This window comes from Acinetobacter sp. YH12041, assembly GCF_013419975.1.
Lineage (GTDB): Bacteria > Pseudomonadota > Gammaproteobacteria > Pseudomonadales > Moraxellaceae > Acinetobacter.
The window spans coordinates 1-23046 of the sequence record NZ_VOZC01000007.1 but is presented as its reverse complement, the minus strand read 5'-3'; the positions used below and the strand labels follow the sequence as shown (position 1 = coordinate 23046).

Annotated in this window: 22 protein-coding genes and 1 riboswitch; of the genes, 12 read left to right on the top strand and 10 right to left on the bottom strand. The window is 41.7% G+C overall.

All coding sequences use genetic code 11. The features are described 5' to 3' along the window. The first annotated feature begins 76 nt into the window (after positions 1 to 76). On the top strand, positions 77 to 1900 hold the full coding sequence (locus tag FTU00_RS07695) for an acyl-CoA dehydrogenase (protein WP_180179531.1): 1824 nt from the start codon (positions 77 to 79) through the stop codon (positions 1898 to 1900). Positions 1901 to 1956: 56 nt separating this feature from the next. Here the strand turns inward: FTU00_RS07695 and FTU00_RS07690 are convergent, their stop codons facing one another. Next, on the bottom strand, positions 1957 to 3171 hold the full coding sequence (locus FTU00_RS07690; protein WP_180070798.1) for an alkane 1-monooxygenase: 1215 nt from the start codon (positions 3169 to 3171) through the stop codon (positions 1957 to 1959). Positions 3172 to 3358: 187 nt separating this feature from the next. On the opposite strand from FTU00_RS07690, the gene FTU00_RS07685 reads away from it, so the two are divergent. Beyond that, complete coding sequence (locus FTU00_RS07685; protein ID WP_180179449.1) at positions 3359 to 4309, top strand: AraC family transcriptional regulator; 951 nt, start codon at positions 3359 to 3361, stop codon at positions 4307 to 4309. Here FTU00_RS07685 and lpxB read toward each other — a convergent pair. Next, positions 4298 to 5470, bottom strand: a complete 1173-nt coding sequence (lpxB, locus tag FTU00_RS07680; protein WP_180179448.1) for a lipid-A-disaccharide synthase — start codon at positions 5468 to 5470, stop codon at positions 4298 to 4300. The genes FTU00_RS07685 and lpxB overlap by 12 nt on opposite strands. A 408-nt stretch (positions 5471 to 5878) precedes the next feature. On the opposite strand from lpxB, the gene FTU00_RS07675 reads away from it, so the two are divergent. The 3 genes from FTU00_RS07675 (at position 5879) to FTU00_RS07665 (ending at position 8577) form a co-directional block, all read left to right on the top strand. Further along, positions 5879 to 6769 (top strand): sulfite exporter TauE/SafE family protein, encoded by an 891-nt coding sequence (locus FTU00_RS07675; protein WP_180002067.1) that lies wholly within the window; start codon positions 5879 to 5881, stop codon positions 6767 to 6769. 127 nt (positions 6770 to 6896) lie between these two features. Beyond that, the gene (locus FTU00_RS07670; RefSeq protein WP_125278643.1) at positions 6897 to 7988 is read left to right on the top strand and encodes a 3-deoxy-7-phosphoheptulonate synthase; all 1092 of its coding nucleotides are present in this window, start codon (positions 6897 to 6899) and stop codon (positions 7986 to 7988) included. Positions 7989 to 8052: 64 nt separating this feature from the next. Continuing rightward, entirely contained in the window at positions 8053 to 8577 is a 525-nt protein-coding gene (locus tag FTU00_RS07665; RefSeq protein ID WP_125278644.1) for a protein tyrosine phosphatase family protein, read from the top strand. Positions 8578 to 8579: 2 nt separating this feature from the next. Here FTU00_RS07665 and ispF read toward each other — a convergent pair whose 3' ends face one another. Then, a complete protein-coding gene (gene ispF / locus FTU00_RS07660; protein WP_034171374.1) occupies positions 8580 to 9068 on the bottom strand; it encodes a 2-C-methyl-D-erythritol 2,4-cyclodiphosphate synthase in 489 nt (162 codons plus the stop codon). A gap of 99 nt (positions 9069 to 9167) precedes the next feature. Here ispF and FTU00_RS07655 point away from each other — a divergent pair, with 99 nt between their 5' ends. Next, positions 9168 to 9821 (top strand): hypothetical protein, encoded by a 654-nt coding sequence (locus FTU00_RS07655; protein WP_180179447.1) that lies wholly within the window; start codon positions 9168 to 9170, stop codon positions 9819 to 9821. Positions 9822 to 10015: 194 nt separating this feature from the next. Here FTU00_RS07655 and FTU00_RS07650 read toward each other — a convergent pair whose 3' ends face one another. The 7 genes from FTU00_RS07650 to FTU00_RS07620 form a co-directional block, all read right to left on the bottom strand. Beyond that, the gene (locus FTU00_RS07650; RefSeq protein WP_180179446.1) at positions 10016 to 11260 is read right to left on the bottom strand and encodes a D-amino acid dehydrogenase; all 1245 of its coding nucleotides are present in this window, start codon (positions 11258 to 11260) and stop codon (positions 10016 to 10018) included. 134 nt (positions 11261 to 11394) lie between these two features. Further along, positions 11395 to 11482: riboswitch (glycine riboswitch) on the bottom strand. Positions 11483 to 11774: 292 nt separating this feature from the next. Then, positions 11775 to 12683, bottom strand: coding sequence for an AEC family transporter (locus FTU00_RS07645; RefSeq protein ID WP_159122882.1), 909 nt, complete (start codon positions 12681 to 12683; stop codon positions 11775 to 11777). 159 nt (positions 12684 to 12842) lie between these two features. After that, positions 12843 to 13277, bottom strand: a complete 435-nt coding sequence (locus tag FTU00_RS07640; RefSeq protein WP_180179445.1) for an Imm44 family immunity protein — start codon at positions 13275 to 13277, stop codon at positions 12843 to 12845. 52 nt (positions 13278 to 13329) lie between these two features. After that, the gene (locus FTU00_RS07635; protein ID WP_180179444.1) at positions 13330 to 13860 is read right to left on the bottom strand and encodes a GNAT family N-acetyltransferase; all 531 of its coding nucleotides are present in this window, start codon (positions 13858 to 13860) and stop codon (positions 13330 to 13332) included. A 64-nt stretch (positions 13861 to 13924) separates the two neighbouring features. Further along, positions 13925 to 15019, bottom strand: a complete 1095-nt coding sequence (gene aroC, locus FTU00_RS07630; protein ID WP_004785500.1) for a chorismate synthase — start codon at positions 15017 to 15019, stop codon at positions 13925 to 13927. Between the two features lie 12 nt (positions 15020 to 15031). Then, on the bottom strand, positions 15032 to 16042 hold the full coding sequence (gene prmB / locus FTU00_RS07625; protein WP_104426049.1) for a 50S ribosomal protein L3 N(5)-glutamine methyltransferase: 1011 nt from the start codon (positions 16040 to 16042) through the stop codon (positions 15032 to 15034). A 197-nt stretch (positions 16043 to 16239) separates the two neighbouring features. After that, complete coding sequence (locus FTU00_RS07620) at positions 16240 to 16626, bottom strand: DUF1311 domain-containing protein (RefSeq protein WP_166138208.1); 387 nt, start codon at positions 16624 to 16626, stop codon at positions 16240 to 16242. A gap of 201 nt (positions 16627 to 16827) precedes the next feature. On the opposite strand from FTU00_RS07620, the gene FTU00_RS07615 reads away from it, so the two are divergent. The 6 genes from FTU00_RS07615 to FTU00_RS07590 all read left to right on the top strand — a co-directional run bounded on the left by FTU00_RS07615 (position 16828) and on the right by FTU00_RS07590 (position 22814). Next, entirely contained in the window at positions 16828 to 17136 is a 309-nt protein-coding gene (locus FTU00_RS07615; RefSeq protein ID WP_166138211.1) for a hypothetical protein, read from the top strand. A 156-nt stretch (positions 17137 to 17292) separates the two neighbouring features. After that, positions 17293 to 18666 (top strand): AarF/ABC1/UbiB kinase family protein, encoded by a 1374-nt coding sequence (locus FTU00_RS07610; protein ID WP_005235905.1) that lies wholly within the window; start codon positions 17293 to 17295, stop codon positions 18664 to 18666. A 252-nt stretch (positions 18667 to 18918) separates the two neighbouring features. Next, complete coding sequence (locus FTU00_RS07605) at positions 18919 to 20205, top strand: acyl-CoA dehydrogenase family protein (protein WP_180130805.1); 1287 nt, start codon at positions 18919 to 18921, stop codon at positions 20203 to 20205. A 23-nt stretch (positions 20206 to 20228) separates the two neighbouring features. Continuing rightward, positions 20229 to 21428 (top strand): acyl-CoA dehydrogenase family protein, encoded by a 1200-nt coding sequence (locus tag FTU00_RS07600; protein ID WP_180130736.1) that lies wholly within the window; start codon positions 20229 to 20231, stop codon positions 21426 to 21428. Positions 21429 to 21533: 105 nt separating this feature from the next. Continuing rightward, positions 21534 to 22022 carry a GNAT family N-acetyltransferase gene (locus tag FTU00_RS07595; RefSeq protein ID WP_166138223.1) on the top strand — a complete coding sequence of 163 codons (489 nt, stop codon included), beginning with the start codon at positions 21534 to 21536 and terminating at the stop codon, positions 22020 to 22022. Positions 22023 to 22235: 213 nt separating this feature from the next. Further along, on the top strand, positions 22236 to 22814 hold the full coding sequence (locus tag FTU00_RS07590) for a lytic transglycosylase domain-containing protein (RefSeq protein WP_166138226.1): 579 nt from the start codon (positions 22236 to 22238) through the stop codon (positions 22812 to 22814). The last annotated feature ends 232 nt before the right edge of the window (positions 22815 to 23046 follow it).

The window sequence follows — 23046 nt, the reverse complement described above, 5'->3', positions numbered from 1 at the left end:
TGTTCTATTTGTCGCTTTTCACCCGTTTCATGTCATTATTGACAATCCTCCTTGATAAATGCAACTGTTAGTCTTGATGCTATCTCAAGGATTGCACATTCAGGACTATACCGTGACTCAGCTGATTAATGATAAAGACCTCAATTTTCTGCTTTATGATGTTTTCAAACTCGAAGCCTTAACTGAACTGGAACGCTATCAGGATCATGACAAAAATACCTTTGATAGTATTCTGGAAACGGCAAAAGGCATCGCGACCGATTATTTTGCGCCGCATAATGCCAAGGCTGATCACCACGAACCGAGCTTTGATGGCAAACAGGTGAAGACCATTGATGAAGTAAAAATAGCATGGCAACAATTTGCTGATGCTGGTCTACTCTGCGCCCAGCATGATTACGCAGACGGCGGCATGCAATTGCCGACTTTAGTGAATATGGCCTGCAATGCCTATTTCATGTCGGCCAATCCTTCGACTGTTGCCTACTCTTTTCTGACAGCCGCTGCAGCAAATCTGATTCAAGCCTTTGCCTCTCCAGAACAAAAACAAATGTTCTTGCCGCATATGCTAAGTGGCCGCTTTGCTGGAACTATGGCGATGACCGAGCCGAATGTGGGTTCCTCTTTGGGAGATCTGACCACTAAAGCGATTCCTCAGTCAGATGGAAGCTACAAAATTAAAGGCCAGAAAATGTTTATTTCTGGTGGTGATCAGGACATTACTGAAAATATTGTGCATCTGGTTCTGGCTCGTATCCAAGACGCTCCGCAAGGGGTAAAAGGTATTTCCCTATTCATCGTGCCGAAATTCAAAACCAATACAGATGGAACTATAGGTGAATCCAATGATGTACAATTAGCTGGCCTTTTACATAAAATGGGTTATCGTGGCACCACATCAACAGTGCTAAGCTTTGGAGAAAATGACAATTGCTTAGGCTATTTAATTGGTGAAGCGGGACATGGTTTAAAATACATGTTCAAGATGATGAATGAAGCGCGCGTTGGTGTTGGCCTCGGTGCAGCCATGATCGGTTATCGTGGTTATCTGGAGTCTCTGGACTATGCCAAGAACCGTCCTCAAGGTCGTCTGGTTCACGAAAAGACACCTGATGCCAAGCCCGTGAATATCATTGAGCATACTGATGTCAAACGCATGTTATTGGCACAAAAATCTTATGTTGAAGGTGCTTTAGCGCTGTGCTTATTTGCAGCTCGTTTAATTGATGAACATCAGGCTGCACAAGATGAAGAGAGTGCCATTTTGCTGGATCTCATTACACCAGTGGTCAAGTCCTTCCCTTCTGCCTATGGTCCTAAAGCCAATGATCTGGCGATCCAGGTCTTGGGTGGTGCGGGCTATACGCGTGAATATCCGGTTGAGCAATGCTATCGGGATAACCGCCTTAATCCGATTCATGAAGGCACTTATGGGATTCAGTCTCTGGATCTACTAGGTCGTAAACTCTGGCAGCACAATGGCAAAGGCCTGACCCTGCTCATGCAACGCATCCAGAAAACCTTGTCTGAAATTCAGGATGGCAAGTTAACAGAACTGGCAGATGTCTATAAACAGCATCTTGTCACTGTGCAAAAAACCACACAGGTTTTAGGTCAGGCTCTGCATCAAGACAAAGTTAGTGAAGCTTTGGCCAATTCTGGGCTATATCTGGATATGATGGGCAAAACTATTATCGCGTGGTTGTGGCTGGAAATGGCCAATCAGGCTCAACTTAAATTTGGCACATCTTCTCAACAGGAAGATCAAGCCTTTCTAGCTGGTAAAATTCAGGCAGCTCAATATTTTATTCATTGGGAACTGCCTGAAATTGAACATCAGGCCAAATTACTGATGAACTTCGATGACACCTGTCTAAATATGCAAAGTGACTGGTTCTAAATAAAAATCAATAAAAAATGCGCCTCGAATGGCGCATTTTTTATTTGTTTACATCATCAAGCCGCAGTGTCTTTTAGACCAAATTTCTTAAGCAGCTTGGCACGTTTCGAAGGCAGAATATTCGCTTTAGCCAGATCGCCTTGATAATGTTGATACACACGTTGATCCATCATCTTGTACCACAATGGTGGAATCAGTGCCGGTATCAGCATGGTGGCATAACCACTTGGTAATTCTGGTGCTTCATCAAAATGTCGCAATGCCTGAAATGGTCGGCTTGGATAGGCATGATGATCCGAATGGCGTTGTAACTGGTACAGGAACAGGTTGGTCACGATGTTGTTATTGTTCCAGCTATGTTCGGGCAAGGTTCGCTCATAGGTACCATCTGCTTTTTGCCCGCGTTTCAATCCATAGTGTTCGATATAATTCACGATCTCAAACAGGCTGATGCCGTAAAAGGCTTGGGTCAGCGTATAAGGAATGATTTTCTTGCCATACGTTTTCAGCATTAAGGCATGGTAACCTGCGCTCATCGCCCAGCCATGAAATAACTCATTTTCCAGACTAAAAAATTTTAAGCCTTTACGTTCCAAACGTCTTTTTTCTATCTGAATTGCTGATTTCAAGCCACCCAATACAGTACGTGGCCAGAAACGGTAAAAGGATTCTCCCATTTTCGAAGATGCCGGGTCTTCTGGCGTCGCCACCCGTTTATGATGTCCATAAGGATGCTCAATCCGGAAATGGTTATAGGCCAGTGGCATCAGGCTGGCATGCGACCAGTAATGGTCTTTTTTCTGAGGGCGATGGCTCAGCTCATGTGCAGTATTCACACCGATTCCATTGATCGCCCCCATAGAAACGCCAAGTAGAACCTGATCGACCAGAGAAACATTTGGACGGGATACGACATAGCCTGCAAAAGCATTGGCAGCCATTTGCAAAGGAATAAACACCTTCACGATCCGGTCATAATAAGGATCTTTGACCAATGCCTGAATTTGCTCATCATTTGGATTATTGGCATCATCACCAATTAAAGCATCTAATGTTGGGATAATCACATGTAATAATAAAGGCCCACCCATCGCAAAGACTTTTTTAGTGGCTTTGGGACCAAAATGATAGCCAGCCAGAATTCCCATACCGATCACAGGCAAACCGGGACTGAGCAGCCAGCCAAAACGTTTTTTATCCAGTTGTAAACCTTTCAGTGCTGACGCATCCTGCGTGAACTGAGCTTTGCTAATTTGTGCAGGGGCATTCATTGCGACCCTCCTTTTTATGTTACTCTGCACATATAGTTGAATATTTCAGCATTAGCGAACAGTATTAAACGTCCAGAAAAACTATGTCAGCGTCTTTGGCGCAATAGGCCAAGTCTTGGCCTTAAATCACAAGACTGGGCTATTTAAATTTAATTAAATGAATTAAAACAAAAGAATAGAGTCAGGCATGGATGCTTTAAGTAAAATTTTTGATGATATTCATCTGGAAAAATCCGAATATCTCTACCTCAATGTGTTTCATCCAGGCGGGTTTGATTATCAGTATGAACCTTCCATGCTGGCTTATGTATTATTACAGGGTCAAGCGCAATTAATATTCAAAGATGGCGATCTGCTTGAGCTGCAACAAGGCGATCTGGTGTTATTGCCTGCTGGTTCTGCCCATCGGATTTCTAGTCCCGGTAATGCGGATTTTTCTGAACATCATTCGATCAACTCTTATTTTCAGACTCATGCACAGCAATGTGTGGATCTCAATATCACCCATTCAGCAGAACGCAGTTTTATCCTGGCGATTCGTTCCAATCTGGATATCCAGATGGCGAAACCGCTACTGAGTGCTTTACCTAAATATCTGCACATCCAGCATATTCTGGGAGATACAGCACCAGAATGGTTACAGGTTGGTTTGCAATTTCTGGCATTGGAAACCCAGCAACTTCGTCCGGGACGAGACAAAATTCTGGATCATCTGGTCAGTATTTTACTGATTGAATGCGTACGAGATTATATTTTGAATCTGGAAAATGCTTCGAGCTGGCTGAATGCTCTTTCGCATCCTGAACTATCTAATGCCTTGGCAGCAATTCATGGCAAACCAGAACAGCCTTGGACCGTAGAAAGCCTGGCTGAACAATGCCATATGTCGCGTTCCAAATTTGCCCAGCTGTTTACCCAGATTGTTGGTGAGCCACCATTGGCTTATCTGCAACAGCATCGACTTCGCCTGGCAGCACAATATCTCAGAAATAGCGGATTTAGCATTCAGCAGATCGCCTATCTGGTGGGCTATTCTTCGGAAACGGCGTTTAGTCAAAGCTTTAAAAAACAGTTTGAACAAACCCCGACCCGATACCGTATTGCCTGTCAAAAAAGCAAGACGCCTTTATTGGACTAAGGCTAGTACCGCTTTGACAGGATCTTCACTGTTGCCGGAAAGCAGCTGCTTGTGCATGGTGAGATGCTGCATCACCTGAATTTGAGCTGCTTCAATATCCATCAATTTTTCAATTTCAGCAGCCAGGTTTTCAGGCGTTGCTTCTGACTGGATTAATTCTTGAATGACTTTTTTACCAGCAATGATATTTGGTAATGAGAAATAAGGAATTTTGACCAGCAATTTGGCAATCTGGTAAGTCAGCCAGTGCAATTTATAAAAGGTCACCATCGGACGATGCAATAACATGGCTTCCAGTGTCGCAGTACCTGAAGCTAAGGCAATAATATTGGAAGCATTCATGACTTGGCGGCCAATTTTTGACTCGCTACTGGTATTTTCCATCAGGCGGATATGCGCTTTTAAACTGTCCGGATATTGTGCCAGCAAGTTTTCAATCTGCTGTTTGCGCATCTCATTAATGGCGGGAATCAGAAACGTATAATCCGGGTATTTCTGATGCAGAATTTTGGCTGCATCCAGTACCAATGGTCCTAAACGTTCAATTTCCCCACGGCGGCTCCCTGGCAGCAGTGCAATATATTTTTGTGCAGGATCTAAACCCAGTTCTGACTGCGCTTCAGCCAGATCATTATTGAGGGGTAACTGACTTGCCAATGGATGACCGACAAAAGCTGCCGGAACATCCCATTTCTTGAAAAATGCTTTTTCAAATGGAAACAGGCACAGTACCAGATTAATGCTGGCCTTGATGCCATGCACACGTCCCTGACGCCATGCCCAGACCGAAGGACTGACATATTGCACGGTCTTAATCGGTAACTGTTTTTGTTTCAGTGTTTTAGATAATCTTAAGTTAAAATCAGGCGCATCAATTCCAATGAAAACATCGACGGGATCTTTCGTCCAGGTCTCGACCAGACCATCACGAACCGCGAACAGTTTTTTAATATCTTTCAGGACTTCAACAATGCCCATGACCGAGAGAATATCCATTGGATAGTAGCTCTTGAAGCCTTCTGCCAGCATTTGCGGCCCGCCGATCCCTTCAAATTCTGCATCAAAACCCTGCTCTCGAAAACTACGGATGAGCTTCGCACCAAGCGTATCTCCCGATACCTCTCCCACCACGATTCCGATTTTAAGCTTCCGATTTTGCAAGTGTATTCCCTCAAATGAGACCAATTAATTCCGTTCAGATTCTATCATAAAGCGTGATTTGAGCATGACTAAGTGTTGAACTCACAAATCGTGGCTATCTCAAATAATAAAACTACTGGAATCTGGACAATGCTCGCGCCTTAGCCCAGCTTAAAAATTAAAATAAATTTAAAGCGGCTGATCTTTAAACAAATAAATAAAAAGGCATTTTGCAGAATCTTTATCAATTTTCGTACTTAGCAATAGAAAGGTGTGCTAGATGATTCAAATTAAAATATAAATCAGGATGAATTACTTTAAATTTTACGGTCTTTATCTCTTTTTAGAATAAGCAAATCAATAATCAAGACAACGACTTATATTTAAAAGTCATAAGATATGCTCGTTTTTTGATTTTGGCATATATGCATGTTTGGTCCGATTGAATTTATTTTAGCAGGTGTATTGGTTGGTTTCTGTGTTGGGATTACCGGTGTCGGTGGCGGTTCGTTGATGACCCCAATCCTGATTACACTGCTTCGGGTTGAACCGCATATCGCGATTGGTACAGACCTTCTTTATGCCGCAATTTCTAAATTCTGTGGTTCATTGGTTCATGCCAAGAAAATGAATATTGTCTGGCCCATTGTAATCTGGCTGGCGATCGGTAGTATCCCTGCCTCATTTGTGACCCACTGGGTACTTGAGAATTACCTCAGTCAATCGACACACTATAAAGCGACACTGACTATGGTATTGGGCTTTATGCTGACCCTTACCGGTGCATCTATTGTATTCCGCAATTCTATTGAAAAGTTTTTTAATAAATACCGCAAACAAGAACTGCCTGACATGACTCAGGATCTGGACAAAGTTGACTTTAAATCTGGCAATAAACGTGTCTTGATCGTGATCATGGGGATTGTACTGGGCGTGTTTGTGACCTTATCATCTGTCGGTGCCGGTGCTTTCGGTATTATGGCCTTGATCCTCATGTTCCCGAATCTGCCCATGATTCGCATTATCGGTTCGGATGTAGTACATGCCGTACTTCTAACTTTAGTCGCAGGTCTAGGCCATATGAGCGCAGGTAATGTAGACTTTACTTTATTAGGCTGGTTACTTTGCGGTTCTATTCCAGCGATTGTAATTGGTACGTTGATCAGTTCACGTATGCCAGAGAAAATTATCCGTAAAATTCTTGGGATTACCCTGTTCTGTCTTGGCGTGAATTTCATTGTGAATCCAGTCAAGTCAAAACCGGTGCAACCCGCCCAACCTGAATTGGTAACAACAGCAGAAAAAGCTCCTGCTGTTTAAACTAAATCATGGATTCATCACTTTTTTTTCAAAGAAGTATTCATCTTTTTTATAACAAAGTGACGCATCATTCATGTTATATTCAGGCTATTAAACAACCTTTTGTATGATCAAACCAGTGACGGCAATGAATACACTACAGTCAAAACCTATTTCAGCATCAGATATTGATGACGTGAATATCCAAAGCATGATTCCTTTGGTAACACCTGCTCAGTTGAAAGCAGAGTTACCTTTGACTGAAACTGCTTATCAAACCGTACTGCATGGTCGTGAAACGATTCGTAATATCCTAGATGGCAAGGATAAGCGTATTTTTGTAGTAATTGGTCCATGTTCAATTCATGATCCAGCGGCTGCGCATGAATATGCTGAACGTTTAAAAGCTTTAAGCGAAAAAGTAAAAGATAGCCTGTATATCGTAATGCGTGTTTATTTTGAAAAACCGCGTACAACTGTAGGCTGGAAAGGTCTGATCAATGACCCTGATATGAATGACTCTTTCAATATTGAGAAAGGTCTGCGTATCGGTCGTAAACTGTTACTGGAGCTGAATGAACTTGGCCTGCCATGTGCAACAGAAGCACTGGATCCAAACTCTCCACAGTACTATCAGGATTTAATTTCATGGTCAGCGATCGGTGCACGTACTACCGAGAGCCAAACTCACCGTGAAATGTCTTCTGGCCTGTCTTCACCAGTCGGCTTCAAAAATGGTACAGACGGCGGCTTAACTGTTGCGACCAATGCAATGCAATCTGTTAAACATGGTCACAGCTTCCTGGGTCTAAATGACCAAGGTCAGGTTGCGGTGATTCGTACTTCAGGGAATCCATATGCACACGTGGTTCTACGTGGCGGTAATGGCAAACCTAACTACGATGCAGGTTCAGTTGCAGATGCTGAGGCAGCGCTTGCGAAAGCCAAAGTCAGCGGCAAGATCATGATTGATGCCAGCCACGCAAACTCAAATAAAGACCCGTACTTACAACCGCTTGTCTTAAAAAATATTACTGAACAAATTCTTGATGGAAACAAGTCAATTGTTGGTATTATGGTAGAAAGTCACCTGAAAGGTGGCCGTCAGGATATTCCTGCCAATCTTTGTGATCTGGAATATGGAAAATCAGTGACTGATGGCTGTATCGATTGGGAGACCACAGAAAAAGTGTTGCTTGACATGCATGAGGCATTGAAGGACGTTTTACCTAATCGTTAAACGAACTGACAAACGCCATCGACAAGATGGCGTTTTCATTTCTGAACAAGGAAAATTTTATCTGATGAATGAAATTGAAACTGCATTAAGTCAAATTGAAAATTTTCAGTTCATCCATGACCATCTGTTCAGCTCTGGTCAGCCGACAACTGAACAACTGAGGTTGATTAAAGAATACGGCGTATCCACCGTAATCAATGTGGCATTAACAGATAGCGATCATCATCTGTTACATGAAGATAAAATTTGTCTTGATCTTGGCCTGAACTATATCCAGTTGCCGATCTCTTGGGAAACCCCTTCGGATAGCCAATGCCTGCTGGTACTGGATCTGATTGATCATCTGGTCAAAGAACAAATGGTCTGGGTACATTGTACACAGAATTATCATGTCAGCTGCCTGATGTATTTATATCGACAATACTATATGGATATGGACATGCCGACTGCACAGGAATATCTGCATCAGCTCTGGGAACCGAATGAAACCTGGACCGGTTTAATTCATGCGGTTGCCCTACAGCTGCAAGGCCGTAAAGCAACACAGGAACTGGAATTATCCCTGATTCATCCTAATAACTTCGGTTGATGTTATTTGTAATGACTGATCAGAACAGTTGCCATAGACAGAATACCTTCCTGACGACCAGTAAATCCTAATTTTTCAGTGGTTGTGGCTTTAATACTGATTTGAGTCACATCCACATCCAGTACATCGGCAATGCTCTGACGCATTTCCAGGTTATGTTTAGCCAGCTTTGGACGTTCACAAGCTACAGTGATGTCAGCATTATTTAGGCGATAACCACGATCCAAAATTAGCTGATAGACATGCTTTAATAAAACCTTGCTGTCTGCACCTTTAAACTGCGGATCGGTATCTGGAAAATGCTGGCCAATATCGCCTAGCGCCAAGGCACCTAGCAAAGCATCACAAAGTGCATGTAAAACCACATCACCATCAGAGTGTGCTTTCAAGCCATGCGTATGTGGAATCTGAATACCTGCCAGAGTGACAAAATCACCTTCTTCAAATGCATGTACATCCAGTCCCTGACCAATACGAATTTGTGCAATCACTTTTATATCCTTTAGAAATAACTGATTGAAATCTTGTACACGACGTTTCTATTTCGCTATAGTTAGACCTAGCGTAACACAGTGAAAGTATAAGCGATCATGCTACTGAAAACTGATATAAATATGATGAAAATAATGGGACTTTTACTCGGGACAGGCCTTTTTGCTAGCAGCATTCATGCTGAATCGCTGGACTGTAGCAGTCATCATAACAATAACGCAGCCATGAAAAAGATCTGCTCAGCCTCTCTAGATGAACCGCGTGAAAAACTGACTGATCAATATTTTACCGCCTTTCTGATTACAGATGCGCCTGTTCGCTTGTTGCAAGATACTCAGCAACTATGGAGTACACGCTTACAACAATGTAAGACGCTGGACTGTTTTAAACAGCAATTTGACCAGCGTCTGGATGATCTCAATATTTATATTTCCCTAAATCAGAGCCTGACTCAGCACTATCTGAAGTTTGAACAGGGACAAATGGCCAAGCAGCCGATTCATCTTAAGATTCATCAGCTGACGAAAGATCGCATCAAGATTGAAGGGATCGCCTACCGCAATCCGAATAATCGTGCAGAAACCCAGACCATTCCTTTTTTGGCCTATACCACGACGGAAACTAAAAGCCAGATTACGGATAATGAGCATGACTGCAAATATACCTTTAACTATAGCAAGGCAATCTTGACGGTCAGTACTGAACAAAAAGGCTGTGAGCGCTTTAGTGGTATTTATCGTTTATATGATTAAATAGCCGACTTTTATTTTTATCTATCAATGTCCTAATTAATATTTAAAAATTTAAACTAGAAATTTCCTCTCCTTATAGGAGAGGTTTTTATAAAGATTTCCTTGACCCTAATTTTTTGCTCAGGTAGAAGGAGCTTAATGAATAAATAATTATTTTTTGATCTTTAAAAATAGCCCGTAAGCGGGCTATTTACTTAGGCCGGGTAATGCTGAGCTATTTCTTGGCTAATCATCGCTGCGGTTGCCGCTGATAATGTCCAGCCTAAATGTCCATGTCCGGTGTTATAAAAGACACGTTCCTGTCTACCACGACGCACCACTGGCATCATGTTCGGCATCATGGGACGCAGACCTGCCCATGGAACCACATGTTCAGTACACAGATCGAAATTGCGTTGTGTCCAGTCAATTAAAGGCTGAATTCGGTCAACACGAATATCCCGATTATAACCATTAAATTCCGCGGTTCCTGCAACACGTAAGCGGTCTTTACCTAAACGTGACAAGACTATCTTGGCGCTCTCATCTAGCAGACTGACCCAAGGAGCATTTTGCTGACTTTGCTCATCATTCAGCTGTACGGTAATTGAATAGCCTTTTACCGGATAGACATTCACTCGCTCACCCAACAGATCTGCCAACTGATAACTGCTTACGCCTGCACATACCACAATGGCATCCGCCTGAATCTCGAGCACATCTTCAGCATTGGCATGCACATTTTCAGGGCTTGGTCTGCATTTAACCGTAATATGCTGTGCTTGGTGATCGACCGCAAATACATCCTGACCAAATTCGAAGTTCACCCCTTTTTTCATACAGGCATTTGCCAGTCCAGTACTGAATTTATGAATATCTCCAGTCGCATCACTCTGGCAATAAAACCCGGCATAATAATCTCCAGTTAATGCAGGTTCAATCTGCTTGATTTCTTCATTGCTGATGGCATTACGTTCCAGACCACCACTACACAACAGATCATTGACCTTAATTGCGACATCATAATCAGCTTTATTATGGTAGAAATGTAGAATTCCGCGCTTTTCCAGATCAAAATCAATCTGCTCAATTTCGGCAATTTCAAACAGACGTTTTCTGGCCAGTAATGCGATTTTTACCGTTTCCCGGGTATTGGTTTCATAGTTTTTAATATGACCTAGAAATTCCATCAGCCAGCTATATTTATGCAGACTAAAAGAAGGATTAAGCAATAGCGGTGCGGTTTTTTGTGACATCCATTTGATGCCTTTCAACACAGTGGCTTTTTGATTCCAGACTTCTGCATTACAGGCAGAAAGTTGCCCGCCATTAGCAAAAGATGTTTCCATCGCGGGATAAAGATGACGGTCAATCACCGTAATCTGATAACCGAGTAAAGCGAGCTCATAAGCTGTTGTTACACCGGTAATGCCTGCCCCCACCACAATAACATGACGCATAGACACCTCTCCTCAATATGTGATGTCTTTCCCATCTGTCATGTGTACCTGAGAGCTTCGGTGACTGCATCATAGCTGTATGCGGCAACCTTCCCCCTTCGGTGAGTGATTCAACACTTCTCTCCAGAGTTTAATATATTATTGCAGTCCTTTTGCCTGAGAGTTTCCTGGGACCTTGCTCCTTCGGCGAATGCAGTAGCATTTCTCTCCTGCAATAATATTTTTATTATCCTGAGCAATTTATATACCATCTTATTGGGATCTACAGTTTTTTATTTATGTTAATTCACGTGATTTAAGCGGTAACGATACTTTTAATAAATTTAGAAGAAATAACACTATCTATTTCAAATGAATTTTAAGTTTTTAATTTTGATTTTTGCTTCATTTTCCTTCGTTATGCTCCAATGAAAGGCATTTAAGAAAAGCAATAAAGTTAATATTTGCTTAGGCTATTTAAAGGATTGATTTACCAAAAAACGCTTAATATACGACCAGCCTTCGGATCCTAAAATTAAATTAACCAGGAAAGAATCAACATGAGAGATCCTGCCGCGACTACCGTTTGCATACTGATAATACTGGCCATGAACTGGCTATCTCCTCCATAGACACGCGTCAGCACATAAGAAGCTGAAGCGGTAGGTAAAGCAAAAAACAACACCAGTACCTGTGTGGTTAAAGGATCAATATCAAATAATTGGCAGACAAAGAAAGCAGCAAGTGGCATTCCTAATAAACGTCCAAAAGTCGCCAGACCTAATGGGAAGATATCTCGCTGGAAGCCTTGGAACTGTAAGGCAGCCCCCACACACATCAAGCCAAGCGGCAAACTGCATAAGGCAATCTGTTTTAGGAATAATTCAAACCCGGCCCAGAGTGATAAGCCTGAAAGATTAAATAGGCCTCCAACAAGAGAACCTAGAATTAAAGGGTTCTTTAACAGATCAATCAGGATTTTGAAGATCTGCATATCTGAACTACGGGTAAATGCCAGTACAGATAAGATATTGACCAGTGGAATACATAATACCATCACTACGGCGAAAATGGTCATGCCCTGCTGATGAAATAAAGCATTCACTGCTGCAAGTCCGATATAGGTATTAAAACGCAGGAGTGCCTGCACATAGACCCCAAAACGTGCATAGCCAATCTGATAAATCTTGCGCAGCACATATAGAGCAATACTGACCACCGCCATAAGGCTAAAGACCACCAGAACCACATCTTTAATGACTGCCATTTCAATCTTGGCTACGGCCAGATTTAAAAATAGCATGACTGGAAACAGGACAAAATAATTAAGTTTTTCTGCCCCACGCCAGAAACTATCTTCCAGCCATTTCCTTTGTTTTAATACATAGCCCAAAGTAATCAGGCCAATAAGCGGAAACAGTACAGTGAAGATAGTCTGAAACATTGAACAACTCATGATATGGGTTTTGCGGCAATCGCATCCAATTCAATTGCCTGTCAATGAGCAAGGATACAACAACCGGCTCATTTCAGGATAAAAATAGTGGAAAATTCAATGGATAATAAAAAAAAACACTCGGGCTGGCTTTAATTAAAATACGCTTTAAATCCAACTTTCATCTTTTGCAACATTTAGTGCATCACTTTTTAGTCTTTCAAGCTCCTCATAAACCTTTGCATCAAGCTTCGGACGGACTTTTTCAAACTTAACTTTTAACAAATCTAGGCTTCTTAAGAGCATCCTAAAAATGAGTCTCTCACGGCCTAAATCATCTGTTGCCTTAAAAGTTGTTGGATCAATCCTTAAACGGAAATCCATATTTCTACGTTTAAATGAATAAAAAATACGTTCATCAAAACTATCAATTCCCATCATAATTTCAATGCACTTCCATTTATCTATCGGAATATCATACGACTTATTTTGTAGTTGAGCATTTAAGGCATTTTCTACTGCGTTACGTGCTTTATTTTCGAGATCAAGATGATCTTCTGTTAACACTTCCCTACTTAATTCAGCACTTAACCATACTTCCATTCATACATCCTGTCATTATTCTTATTAAACACACTTAGAATCAAACATAGATTCAAATAACTTCATAAATCTTTTCGAGACTCTTTTCTAAAATCACCAGATTTAAATCTACTAAAGGCTGTCCAACATCTGCATCCAGTGGGTAACTCTCTGTTTTGCCGGTTTGGTGATAACCACGACGCTCATAATACGCGATTAATTCAATGCGAACATTAAGAACAGACATTCTAAGTTTTTTGAAAGGTATTTTTTCTCTGGAGTATTGCTCAGCGAAATCTAACAATATTCGGCCATAACCTGAATTTTGCCGGACTGGGTCAATAGCAAAACTGCCGATTTCAAAACAATCTGGGAAGTGCATCAAACCAATGCAACCCACCAGTTGGTCATCATTTTCCAAGACATAAAGTTCAAAATCAGACCGTGTTAAAAGCTCACTTAACTGAGTCTTATTAATTCGATCACCTGAAACAATGCCATGTTCATGCGTCCAGCCCAAATTAGATCGATAAGCTGTATTAATTAACTTAACAATGCTTTCAATGTCTATAGGTTGGGCTAAACGAATATTGTTATTTTTCATTTTATAAATATAAAAAAGTCAGACCGAAGCCTGACTTTAATTTCATTTGCTTCTATAAAGCAAATTATTTAGGTTCAATTGGCTCAAACGGCGCAACGACATCGGCATTTTGTGCACGATGGCGCATGAAGTGATCCATCAAAACAATTGCTAGCATCGCTTCAGCAATTGGGGTTGCACGTACACCCACGCAAGGATCATGACGGCCTTTGGTCAGGACATCCGTATCTTCACGATTAATGGTAATGGTTTTACCCGGAGTTGTGATGGAAGCCGTTGGTTTCAACGCAATCGAAACACGAATATCCTGACCGCTAGAAATACCACCCAAGATACCGCCAGCATGGTTCGCCAGGAAGCCATCTGTTGTGAGTTCATCACGGGTTTCATGACCGAACTGCTCAGCCACACCAAAACCATCACCAATTTCCACGCCTTTCACGGCATTAATTGACATCATGGCATGTGCTATATCCGCATCTAAACGATCAAATACTGGTTCACCCCAACCAACAGGAACTTTCGAAGCAATGATCTCAAGGCGTGCACCACAGCTTGTACCCTGTTCACGTAATGAAGTCACGAGTGCTTCAAAGCGCGGCACCGCATCAACATCACCACAGAAGAACGGGTTATTTGGAACTTCATTCCAGTCCAGTTTTTCTGCTTTTTCAGTACCGATCTGAGTCACATGACCACGGATTTCAATACCAAATTTCTCAAATAGGAATTTCTTGGCAATCGCACCTGCTGCAACACGCATCGCAGTTTCACGCGCACTTGAACGGCCACCGCCACGGTAGTCACGGAAACCATACTTTTGGGTATAAGTATAATCTGCATGACCCGGGCGGAAAGTTTGCGCAATATTGCCATAATCTTTCGATTTCTGATCCGTATTACGGATTAAAAGGCCAATTGAAGTACCGGTTGTTTTACCCTCAAACACACCCGAAATAATTTCAACTTCATCTGGCTCTTTACGCTGTGTTGCAAATTTTGAAGTACCTGGCTTACGACGGTCCAGATCCTTTTGCAAATCGGCTTCAGACAGTTCAATCCCAGGTGGAACCCCATCAATAATGGCCATTAAGCCAACACCATGAGATTCACCACAAGTCGTTACACGGAAGAGTTGCCCTATACTATTACCTGCCATGTCAACGACTCCTTATGAATTAACAGATTGAATGAATAAATCACGATATTGACGGCATTGGGCTGCAGTCAGTGCAAAGATACCTGAACCACCACGTTGGAACTGCAACCAGTGGAAATCAACGGTATTGAAGTTTTGCTTCATCGCCCATTCAGAATTACCCACTTCAATCACGATCAAACCGTCTTCAGTCAGATAATCAGCTGCTTGAGCCAACATCTTGCGAACTAGATCCAGACCGTCTTGACCAGCAGCCAATGCCAGCTCTGGCTCATGATGGAATTCATCAGGAAGATCAGCCATATCCTCTGCATCGACATATGGAGGATTAGATACGATTAGATCATATTGGTTTTCAGCTGGAATTTTAGCGAACAGATCAGATTCAAGTAACGCTACTTGGTACTGCTTACTGTGATGTTCACAGTTAATCTGCGCCACTTCCAAAGCTTCTTTAGAAATATCGGTTGCATCCACTTCTGAATCCGGGAAAGCATAGGCCAATGCAATCGCGATACAGCCAGAACCGGTACACATATCCAGAATGCGTTGTGGAGTTTTTGGATTCGGGTTTTCTGGCAGGTTATTTACTGCCGCGCCCATTTCACCATTTTCAGTCAGGCAATAAGGAGCAAAGCGGTTTTCAATCAGCTCAACGATTGGCGAACGTGGAATCAGAACACGCTCATCGACATAGAATGGCTTACCGAAGAAATAGGCCAGATTCAATAAGTAAGAGGTTGGAACACGTTCATTAATGCGGCGTTCCAGCAAGCTCAAGAACTCAGCGACTTCACTCGGCAATAATTTAGAATCCAGAATTTCAGGATCTGCATTCCAGTCCAGTGACAAGGTTTGCAGAACCAGCGCTGAACTTTCAGCAAAATAATCTTCTGTACCTTGACCTAAGTGCGCATCGTATTGACGTAATGCTGTAACCCCAAAACGAATAAAATCACGAATGGTAGTTAAATTTTCAGCGGCTTCCTGCAAATGTTCAGGGCTAATAGTCGGTCGATCCACTTAAGGCGTCTCCAAGGTCATTTTTTAGAACGCCTTATGATACCTTGTTTTGAGGTCTTTTATAATGCCAAAACCATGAAAAACCCGAATTCTCCATGGTTTATCCATTACAGATCTTCTGGATTTCAGGCAGATTAGAATCCTGCTTTTTAAGATTTATCGCTATTTCCGGAAGGATTTATTAACTTAAAACCAGTTTAAGCACCGGCACGATAAGAACGCAATTGATACAAATTCGCCTGATCTTTTACCATCTCCAGCGCACATTGACCCTGTTTAATCTGGGCATATTGGGTATTCATGGTCAGCTTGCATTGCTGTGATAATTTACGTTGCCACACTGTATGCTGATCACGAATATTATTACGATAACCCGCATTCAATTTCAGATAAGTCTTATAGTTTTTCTTCAGACGTTTATTCTGTGCTTTTAATTCTTTTTTCACACATTTCTGCAGTTTAGCTGTATTGCCATAACTAAAGTTCATGCACTGGGTATATTCCTGAGAATAACCTGTAGCCGCCTGAACCTGTAATGCCATCGTCCCCAAACAACCTGCCATTAATAAACATGCAAAACGCATAGTATCCCCTTCACCAAAACTGGCTTGTTTCCAATCAATATTGAATAATGAATCTTGTTTAAATTATTGCCTGATACTAACTGAGTCCTTGATAAAATCCTATATTTTTCTCGCTTAAAAAGATGTCACAGTTCTTTGGTTGAAACTTGATTTTATGGCCGCATATAATTCGGCAATGATGTCCAAACGAGCCCAGATCTTATGAGCTATAAGCACAACAATCTTATGGCCATGCGCCAGAACTACTGGAATGACCAGTTATCCAGTCAGGTGCAGCAGGAAAAGGTATTTTTACAGACCACGTTAATGCAGCAAGGTGTATTTAATAGTGCGACTTTGGAAGATGCCAAATACCTGTTTTTCAGCTTGCCAAGCATCATTATTGTGAAGGGTTATGCGCTGGGTTTTATGCATGAAACAGTCCAGAACCTAATTCATCAACATATTCAAACAAATAAACAACAGTTACAACAACGATCTGAATTAAAAATTCAATTTCAAATGTCATAATATTCACCCTACACTGGTCAAAACGGCAAGCGATATGCTCTTGCCGAGATTTTCACCGTGAATTCAGCGGCTTAAACTTTTTTAATACGTGCAGACACGGTAATATCCATTACAATGATTTATTCCGCTTTATGCTGATAAAAGGATTGAGTTTACATGTCAGATCAGAACGATAAGCTTAAACAATTGAAAACTTCCTCAATGGATCGACGCTTATCGATCGCAAAGGCATCTTTGCTGGCAGGTACGCGCTGGGCAGCATCCAGTGCGGGTTCTATGTTCTCGAGTGAAGAAGAAAAAGAAAGAAGACGCAAAAAAGCCATGAAAGAACAGGCCGATTATCTGGTTGCAGAAATTGGCAAGCTTAAAGGTTCAATTGTCAAAATTGGCCAGATGATGGCCCTGTATGGCGAGCATTTTCTGCCAGAAGAAGTTACTCAAGCCTTAAATACTTTAAATAATAAAACAGTCGCTTTGGCTTGGCCGGCGATCAAAGCCCAATTACAACAGCAATTAGGTTCCAAGCTAGATGATCTGACGGTTGATCATGAGCCCCTAGGTACCGCCTCTTTGGCTCAGGTTCACCGTGCTGTACGCAAGTCAGATGGCATGGAACTGGTGCTTAAAATCCAGTACCCGGGTGTAGCTGAGGCTATTGATTCTGATATGAGCCTGTTTAAGAACATGCTCAAATTGACCCGTATGGTGCCGCAAACCCGTGAATTTGATCAATGGTTCGATGAAGTTCGTGAGATGATGCATCGTGAGGTCAATTATAAAATTGAGGCGGATACGACCCGTCGTTTCTGTAAACGTCTGCAAAATGATCCACGATATATCGTACCGACCATCATCGATAACTATTGTACTGACCGTGTCCTGTGTATGACCTTTGAACGTGGTGTACCGATCAATAGTCCAGTAATGCTGTCTCTACCACAGGAACGTCGTAATAAACTGGGGGAAGCTTCCCTTGAAATCGCAGTACGTGAGATTTTTGAATGGGGTGAGATGCAGACTGACCCGAATTTCGGCAATTATTTGGTACGTCTAGGGGATGGCGAAAATATTCAGGACAAGATTGTGCTTCTCGACTTCGGTGCAATCCGTCAGTTTGACCAGCATCTACTCAATGTAGCGCGTAACCTGATCCAGGCCGGTTATCATCATGATTCAGACATGATGGTGAAAGCCATGACCGGTTATGAATTCTTTGATTCTATTCCGCCTAGCATCAAACCGGATATGGCGAAAGTCTTCCTGTTAGCCACAGAAGCCTTCAGCTCGCCAATGAACAATAAAGACCTGCCTCCAGGTGTGATGGATGAACATGACCGCTATAACTGGAAAAAAAGCCAGCTTCATAGCCGGGTAATGCAGCAAGCTTCTAAATCCATGGCTTCACGTTATTTCAGTGTACCGCCTAAAGAATTTATGTTTATCAGCCGTAAGTTCATTGGCGCTTATACCTTCATGACGGTGATTGATGCGAAAACTAATGTACGCGCAATGATTAAACGTCATCTCTAAACGACTAAGTTATTATTAGCCTTATATAAGACCCGGATGATTTTGTCATTCGGGTCAATTTTTGATAAAAACCTAATTTTTCTTATTTTATTTTTCTATTTAGTTTCAATATCTTAAATTTTTAAATCCCCTCTTTATTTTAATTATAAATTGACAATGATTCATGTCATTGATGACATGGTTTTTTCTAGAACTGCATGTCAACATCAGGCAAATAAGATAACACCCCGTAGGATAATTAGAATGAACAATATGGTGAACAAAGCACAAGGATTTGGCTTGTCCATCCTGACCAAAGTGGCTGGAAGTGATTTACTCGACCAATTAAAGCTGCGTAAATTTTTAGAAAAATCTCTTTATCAAAGCTCTAAAGCAGGTTTTAAAACACTCAGCCAGACTCATAAAATTCTGAAATCTGGTCAGAAAATTCAAAGACAACGTTTACCACATCAGTCTAAATCCCTGTTCGATCTGAATCTGACTGAAGAACAGCAAATGACCTGTGAGGCGATGCAGCAGTTTGCCAGTGAAGTCCTTTATCCTTTGGCACATGATGCAGATCATCATGAAATCTTTCCAGAGGAACTCTGGCAATATTCAACTGATCTGGGTCTTAATTTTTATGCGCTGCCTGAAACTCTAGGTGGCGTAGCTGCAGAACAGAATATCGTCAGTAATGTCCTGATGGCTCAACAGTTGGCTCAAGGTGATTTCAGTCTGACCGCCGGTCTGCTTTCTACCTTTAGTGTGATTAATGCCATTACCCGTTGGGGTTCAGAACAGGTTCAGACTGAGTATTTGACTGCATTCGCTGATGATCCTCATCTTAAAGCTACCTTCGCAGTACAGGAAGCAACAGCTGCCTTTAATCCTTATCAGTTAAAAACTCAAGCAACGTCGAATGGAGATCACTATTTAATTAATGGTGAAAAAACCTTGGTGATGCTCGGAGAAACTGCTGATATCTATCTGGTCAGTGCAGATCTGAATGGCAAAACCGAAGTATTTATTGTGCAACGCAATAATACCATTACTGCACAAAAATCTCCGGCTATGGGCTTGAAAGCCACTCAAACTGTGAATCTCAAATTTAATAACACACCGGCACAACGCTTGGGAGATGACGATTTTGATTACACCGCTTTTCTTGATCTAGGCAATTTAATGTGGTGTGCCATGGCGGTCGGTACCTGTGAAGCGGTTAAAAAATACTGTGTGCAATATACCAATGAACGCACAGCCTTTGGTGAACCAATTTCCCATCGGCAAAGTGTAGCTTTTATGATTGCAGATATGGCGATTGAAATTGATGCCATGCAAATGCTGATCCTGAATGCCGCCAGTCTGGCAGAATCCGGGCAGGATTTTCATCGAGAAGCTTATCTGGCCCGTCTGCTCTGTGCAGAAAAATCCATGAAAATTGGCACAGATGGCGTACAGATTCTCGGCGGACATGGCTTCACTAAGGAACATCCGGTAGAACGCTGGTATCGGGACTTAAGAGCAACAGCAATCGTACATTCTGGCCTTCATGCCTGAGCAAAGAATAAGGAAAAAAATAAATGAACTTGCAAAATCCTAAAAAATTCAACTTGCTGATTGATCAGGCACATGAAGTTGCCCTGAATGTACTCCGCCCTATTTCACGCAAGTATGACAAAGCTGAACATGCTTATCCGAAAGAGTTGGATATGCTTGCCTCTGTCGTCGATGGTATGAACCAAGGCAGCGAAGGCATGAATGCAGGAGCTGCGGTCAATAAACGCGGTGATAGCGATGAAAGCAATAAAAATGGCGTCAATATGTCGACAGCACTTAGTATTGTCGAAATGTGTTATGGTGATACCGGACTGCTTTTATCCATGCCGCGTCAAGGGTTAGGAAATTCAGCCATTGCTGCCGTTGCTAATGACGAACAGTTGCAACGCTTTCATGGTATATGGGCAGCGATGGCGATTACTGAACCAGGCTGTGGTTCGGATTCAGCTGCCATTCGTACCACTGCCATTAAAGATGGTGATGACTATATCCTCAATGGTGAAAAAATCTTTGTCACCTCTGGCGAACGTGCAGATGCGGTTGTCGTCTGGGCGACTTTAGATAAAAAACTTGGCCGTGCTGCAATTAAATCCTTTGTCGTACCCAAAGGCACACCCGGCATGAAAATCGAGCGTCTGGAACATAAGCTAGGCATTAAAGCCTCGGATACGGCTGCAATTAGTTTTATTGATTGTCGTATACCTGCTGCTAATTTGCTTGGACATGCTGAAATTGATGTGGCCAAGGGTTTTGCTGGGGTCATGGAAACTTTTGATAATACCCGCCCACTCGTTGCAGCGATGGCAATTGGTTGCTCTAAAGCTTCTTTAGAGAGAACCAAGGAAATTTTTAAGGATCAGCTAGATTCTGAGTACCATACACCTTACTTACAAACATCGAATATTGCAGCGCAGATTTATCGTATGGAAGCCGAATGGGAATCTGCCCGTTTATTAATGTTAAAAGCTGCGTGGATGGCGGATAATCGTAAGCCTAATTCCCGTGAAGCTTCTATTACCAAAGCCAAGGCGGGTCGTATCGCGAATGAAATCACTTTGAAGTGTGTCGAATTAGCAGCGTCTGTAGGCTATAACGAGGCAGAACTTTTAGAAAAATGGGCGCGGGACTCCAAGATTCTGGATATTTTTGAAGGAACTCAACAGATCCAGCAACTCATTATTGCCCGACGTGAACTAGGTAAATCTTCAAGCGAATTAAAATAATCAAAAACTGGAAATACTGCTTTATTAAAAATGAAGCAATAAAAAGGATGGATTTTTTACGGTATTCGGACTATAAAATTTCCATCCTTCTTTATATCATAATCTATGTATTCTATTCGTCCTCTACAACCTCAAGATAATGCTCAAATTGCCAAGATTATTCGTGAAGTTTCCGTAGAATTCGGGCTTGCAGCAGAGTCCGGCTTTGCTGTCGGTGATTCAATTTTGGATAACCTGTATGAAGTATATCAGCAGCCAAATGCAGCTTATTGGGTCATTATCGATGAGCAGGATCAAGTCTTTGGTGGCGGAGGTATTGCGCCATTACAGGGTGATCAGAGTATTCTAGAAATACAGAAAATGTATTTCTTACCCATTATTCGTCGTTATGGATTTGCAAAAAAGATTTTAAATCTGACCTTTGACTTTGCTCATGAGCAGAACTTTAAACGAATCTATCTTGAGACTACTGCAAGTCTTTGGCAGGCAGTGAAGCTTTACGAAAAATTAGGTTTTGAACATCTCGATCATCCCGAAGGCAATACAGGTCATAGTGCAGCTTGTGAAATCTGGATGCTAAAAACTTTAGACTAAGCTTTCTTGTGCATCTAAACACATACACTTTAAAGAAAAGCCTGAGATACAAATTCGACTGTTAATTGGCTTTTCTTTAAACAATTCTTCATAAAAAATTCATTATTCAATAAAATCTAATTTGTCTTTGTAAACAAATCATCTAATTTCTTGACGATTTTCATACATCTTCCTAAGATCAATCTAATTTTAAAAATACAGGGAAGCTGAAAGTTGTTGGGCAAATTTTCTGGCAAAAACTATTCATTATTAAAGGTCTTAAATCCTACTACTTTAAAAATTGGGATACTTGGTTTAAGTACAATATTAATAAGTGCTTGCTCCTCACTAGGAGGTAATTCCTTAGAAAAACGCTCTGCTAAACTGTCTCAAGGAATTCAGACTGCATATGCTGTGCCTGCGATAACTGCTACTCGCGTTTCACCTTTAATTATTCAAAATGCCGAAAGACATAGTCTAGATCCCTTGCTAGTAGCAGCCGTGATTCGACAGGAATCTACCTATCGCAGTCAGGTCGCTTCACCTGCAGGTGCTGTGGGTCTTATGCAAATTGTTCCGCGTTATTGGCAATCTACATGTGGACCTGATTTATTTAATGAAGCAATAAATATTGGATGTGGGAGTTATATTCTGTCACGTTATCAGGAATCTAGTGGCAGCCTAGAAAAAGCGCTGGGCTATTATAATGTAGGCCCTACTGCCTATGAGAAAGATCGGAAAATGCGTAAACAAGGCAAAAAATATGCAAAAGAAGTTTTAACGCACCAGAAGCAACTTAAAAAATCGATGTAATTAGAACGTACTAATGATTAATTAAATGCATTCCAGAAATATTAATCCATAAATATAAAGGCTTAAATTTATTTAAGCCTTTTTCTATTTCATCTTTATTTTTTCTATAAAAAAAGCCCCCTGCGTGAGCAGAGGGCTTTTGGAATAATGAGCTGGCGATGACTTACTCTCACATGGGAGACCCCACACTACCATCAGCGCTAAGAGGTTTCACTTCTGAGTTCGGGAAGGG

What these genes read in the sequence shown, in the direction of transcription:
- FTU00_RS07695 (WP_180179531.1), top strand. Translation starts at nt 77, where the DNA reads ATGCTATCTCAAGGATTGCACATTCAGGACTATACCGTGACTCAGCTG.
- FTU00_RS07690 (WP_180070798.1), bottom strand. Translation starts at nt 3,171, where the DNA reads ATGAATGCCCCTGCACAAATTAGCAAAGCTCAGTTCACGCAGGATGCG.
- FTU00_RS07685 (WP_180179449.1), top strand. Translation starts at nt 3,359, where the DNA reads ATGGATGCTTTAAGTAAAATTTTTGATGATATTCATCTGGAAAAATCC.
- FTU00_RS07675 (WP_180002067.1), top strand. Translation starts at nt 5,879, where the DNA reads ATGTTTGGTCCGATTGAATTTATTTTAGCAGGTGTATTGGTTGGTTTC.
- FTU00_RS07670 (WP_125278643.1), top strand. Translation starts at nt 6,897, where the DNA reads ATGAATACACTACAGTCAAAACCTATTTCAGCATCAGATATTGATGAC.
- FTU00_RS07665 (WP_125278644.1), top strand. Translation starts at nt 8,053, where the DNA reads ATGAATGAAATTGAAACTGCATTAAGTCAAATTGAAAATTTTCAGTTC.
- FTU00_RS07655 (WP_180179447.1), top strand. Translation starts at nt 9,168, where the DNA reads ATGCTACTGAAAACTGATATAAATATGATGAAAATAATGGGACTTTTA.
- FTU00_RS07650 (WP_180179446.1), bottom strand. Translation starts at nt 11,260, where the DNA reads ATGCGTCATGTTATTGTGGTGGGGGCAGGCATTACCGGTGTAACAACA.
- FTU00_RS07645 (WP_159122882.1), bottom strand. Translation starts at nt 12,683, where the DNA reads ATGTTTCAGACTATCTTCACTGTACTGTTTCCGCTTATTGGCCTGATT.
- FTU00_RS07640 (WP_180179445.1), bottom strand. Translation starts at nt 13,277, where the DNA reads ATGGAAGTATGGTTAAGTGCTGAATTAAGTAGGGAAGTGTTAACAGAA.
- FTU00_RS07635 (WP_180179444.1), bottom strand. Translation starts at nt 13,860, where the DNA reads ATGAAAAATAACAATATTCGTTTAGCCCAACCTATAGACATTGAAAGC.
- aroC (WP_004785500.1), bottom strand. Translation starts at nt 15,019, where the DNA reads ATGGCAGGTAATAGTATAGGGCAACTCTTCCGTGTAACGACTTGTGGT.
- FTU00_RS07620 (WP_166138208.1), bottom strand. Translation starts at nt 16,626, where the DNA reads ATGCGTTTTGCATGTTTATTAATGGCAGGTTGTTTGGGGACGATGGCA.
- FTU00_RS07615 (WP_166138211.1), top strand. Translation starts at nt 16,828, where the DNA reads ATGAGCTATAAGCACAACAATCTTATGGCCATGCGCCAGAACTACTGG.
- FTU00_RS07610 (WP_005235905.1), top strand. Translation starts at nt 17,293, where the DNA reads ATGTCAGATCAGAACGATAAGCTTAAACAATTGAAAACTTCCTCAATG.
- FTU00_RS07605 (WP_180130805.1), top strand. Translation starts at nt 18,919, where the DNA reads ATGGTGAACAAAGCACAAGGATTTGGCTTGTCCATCCTGACCAAAGTG.
- FTU00_RS07600 (WP_180130736.1), top strand. Translation starts at nt 20,229, where the DNA reads ATGAACTTGCAAAATCCTAAAAAATTCAACTTGCTGATTGATCAGGCA.
- FTU00_RS07595 (WP_166138223.1), top strand. Translation starts at nt 21,534, where the DNA reads ATGTATTCTATTCGTCCTCTACAACCTCAAGATAATGCTCAAATTGCC.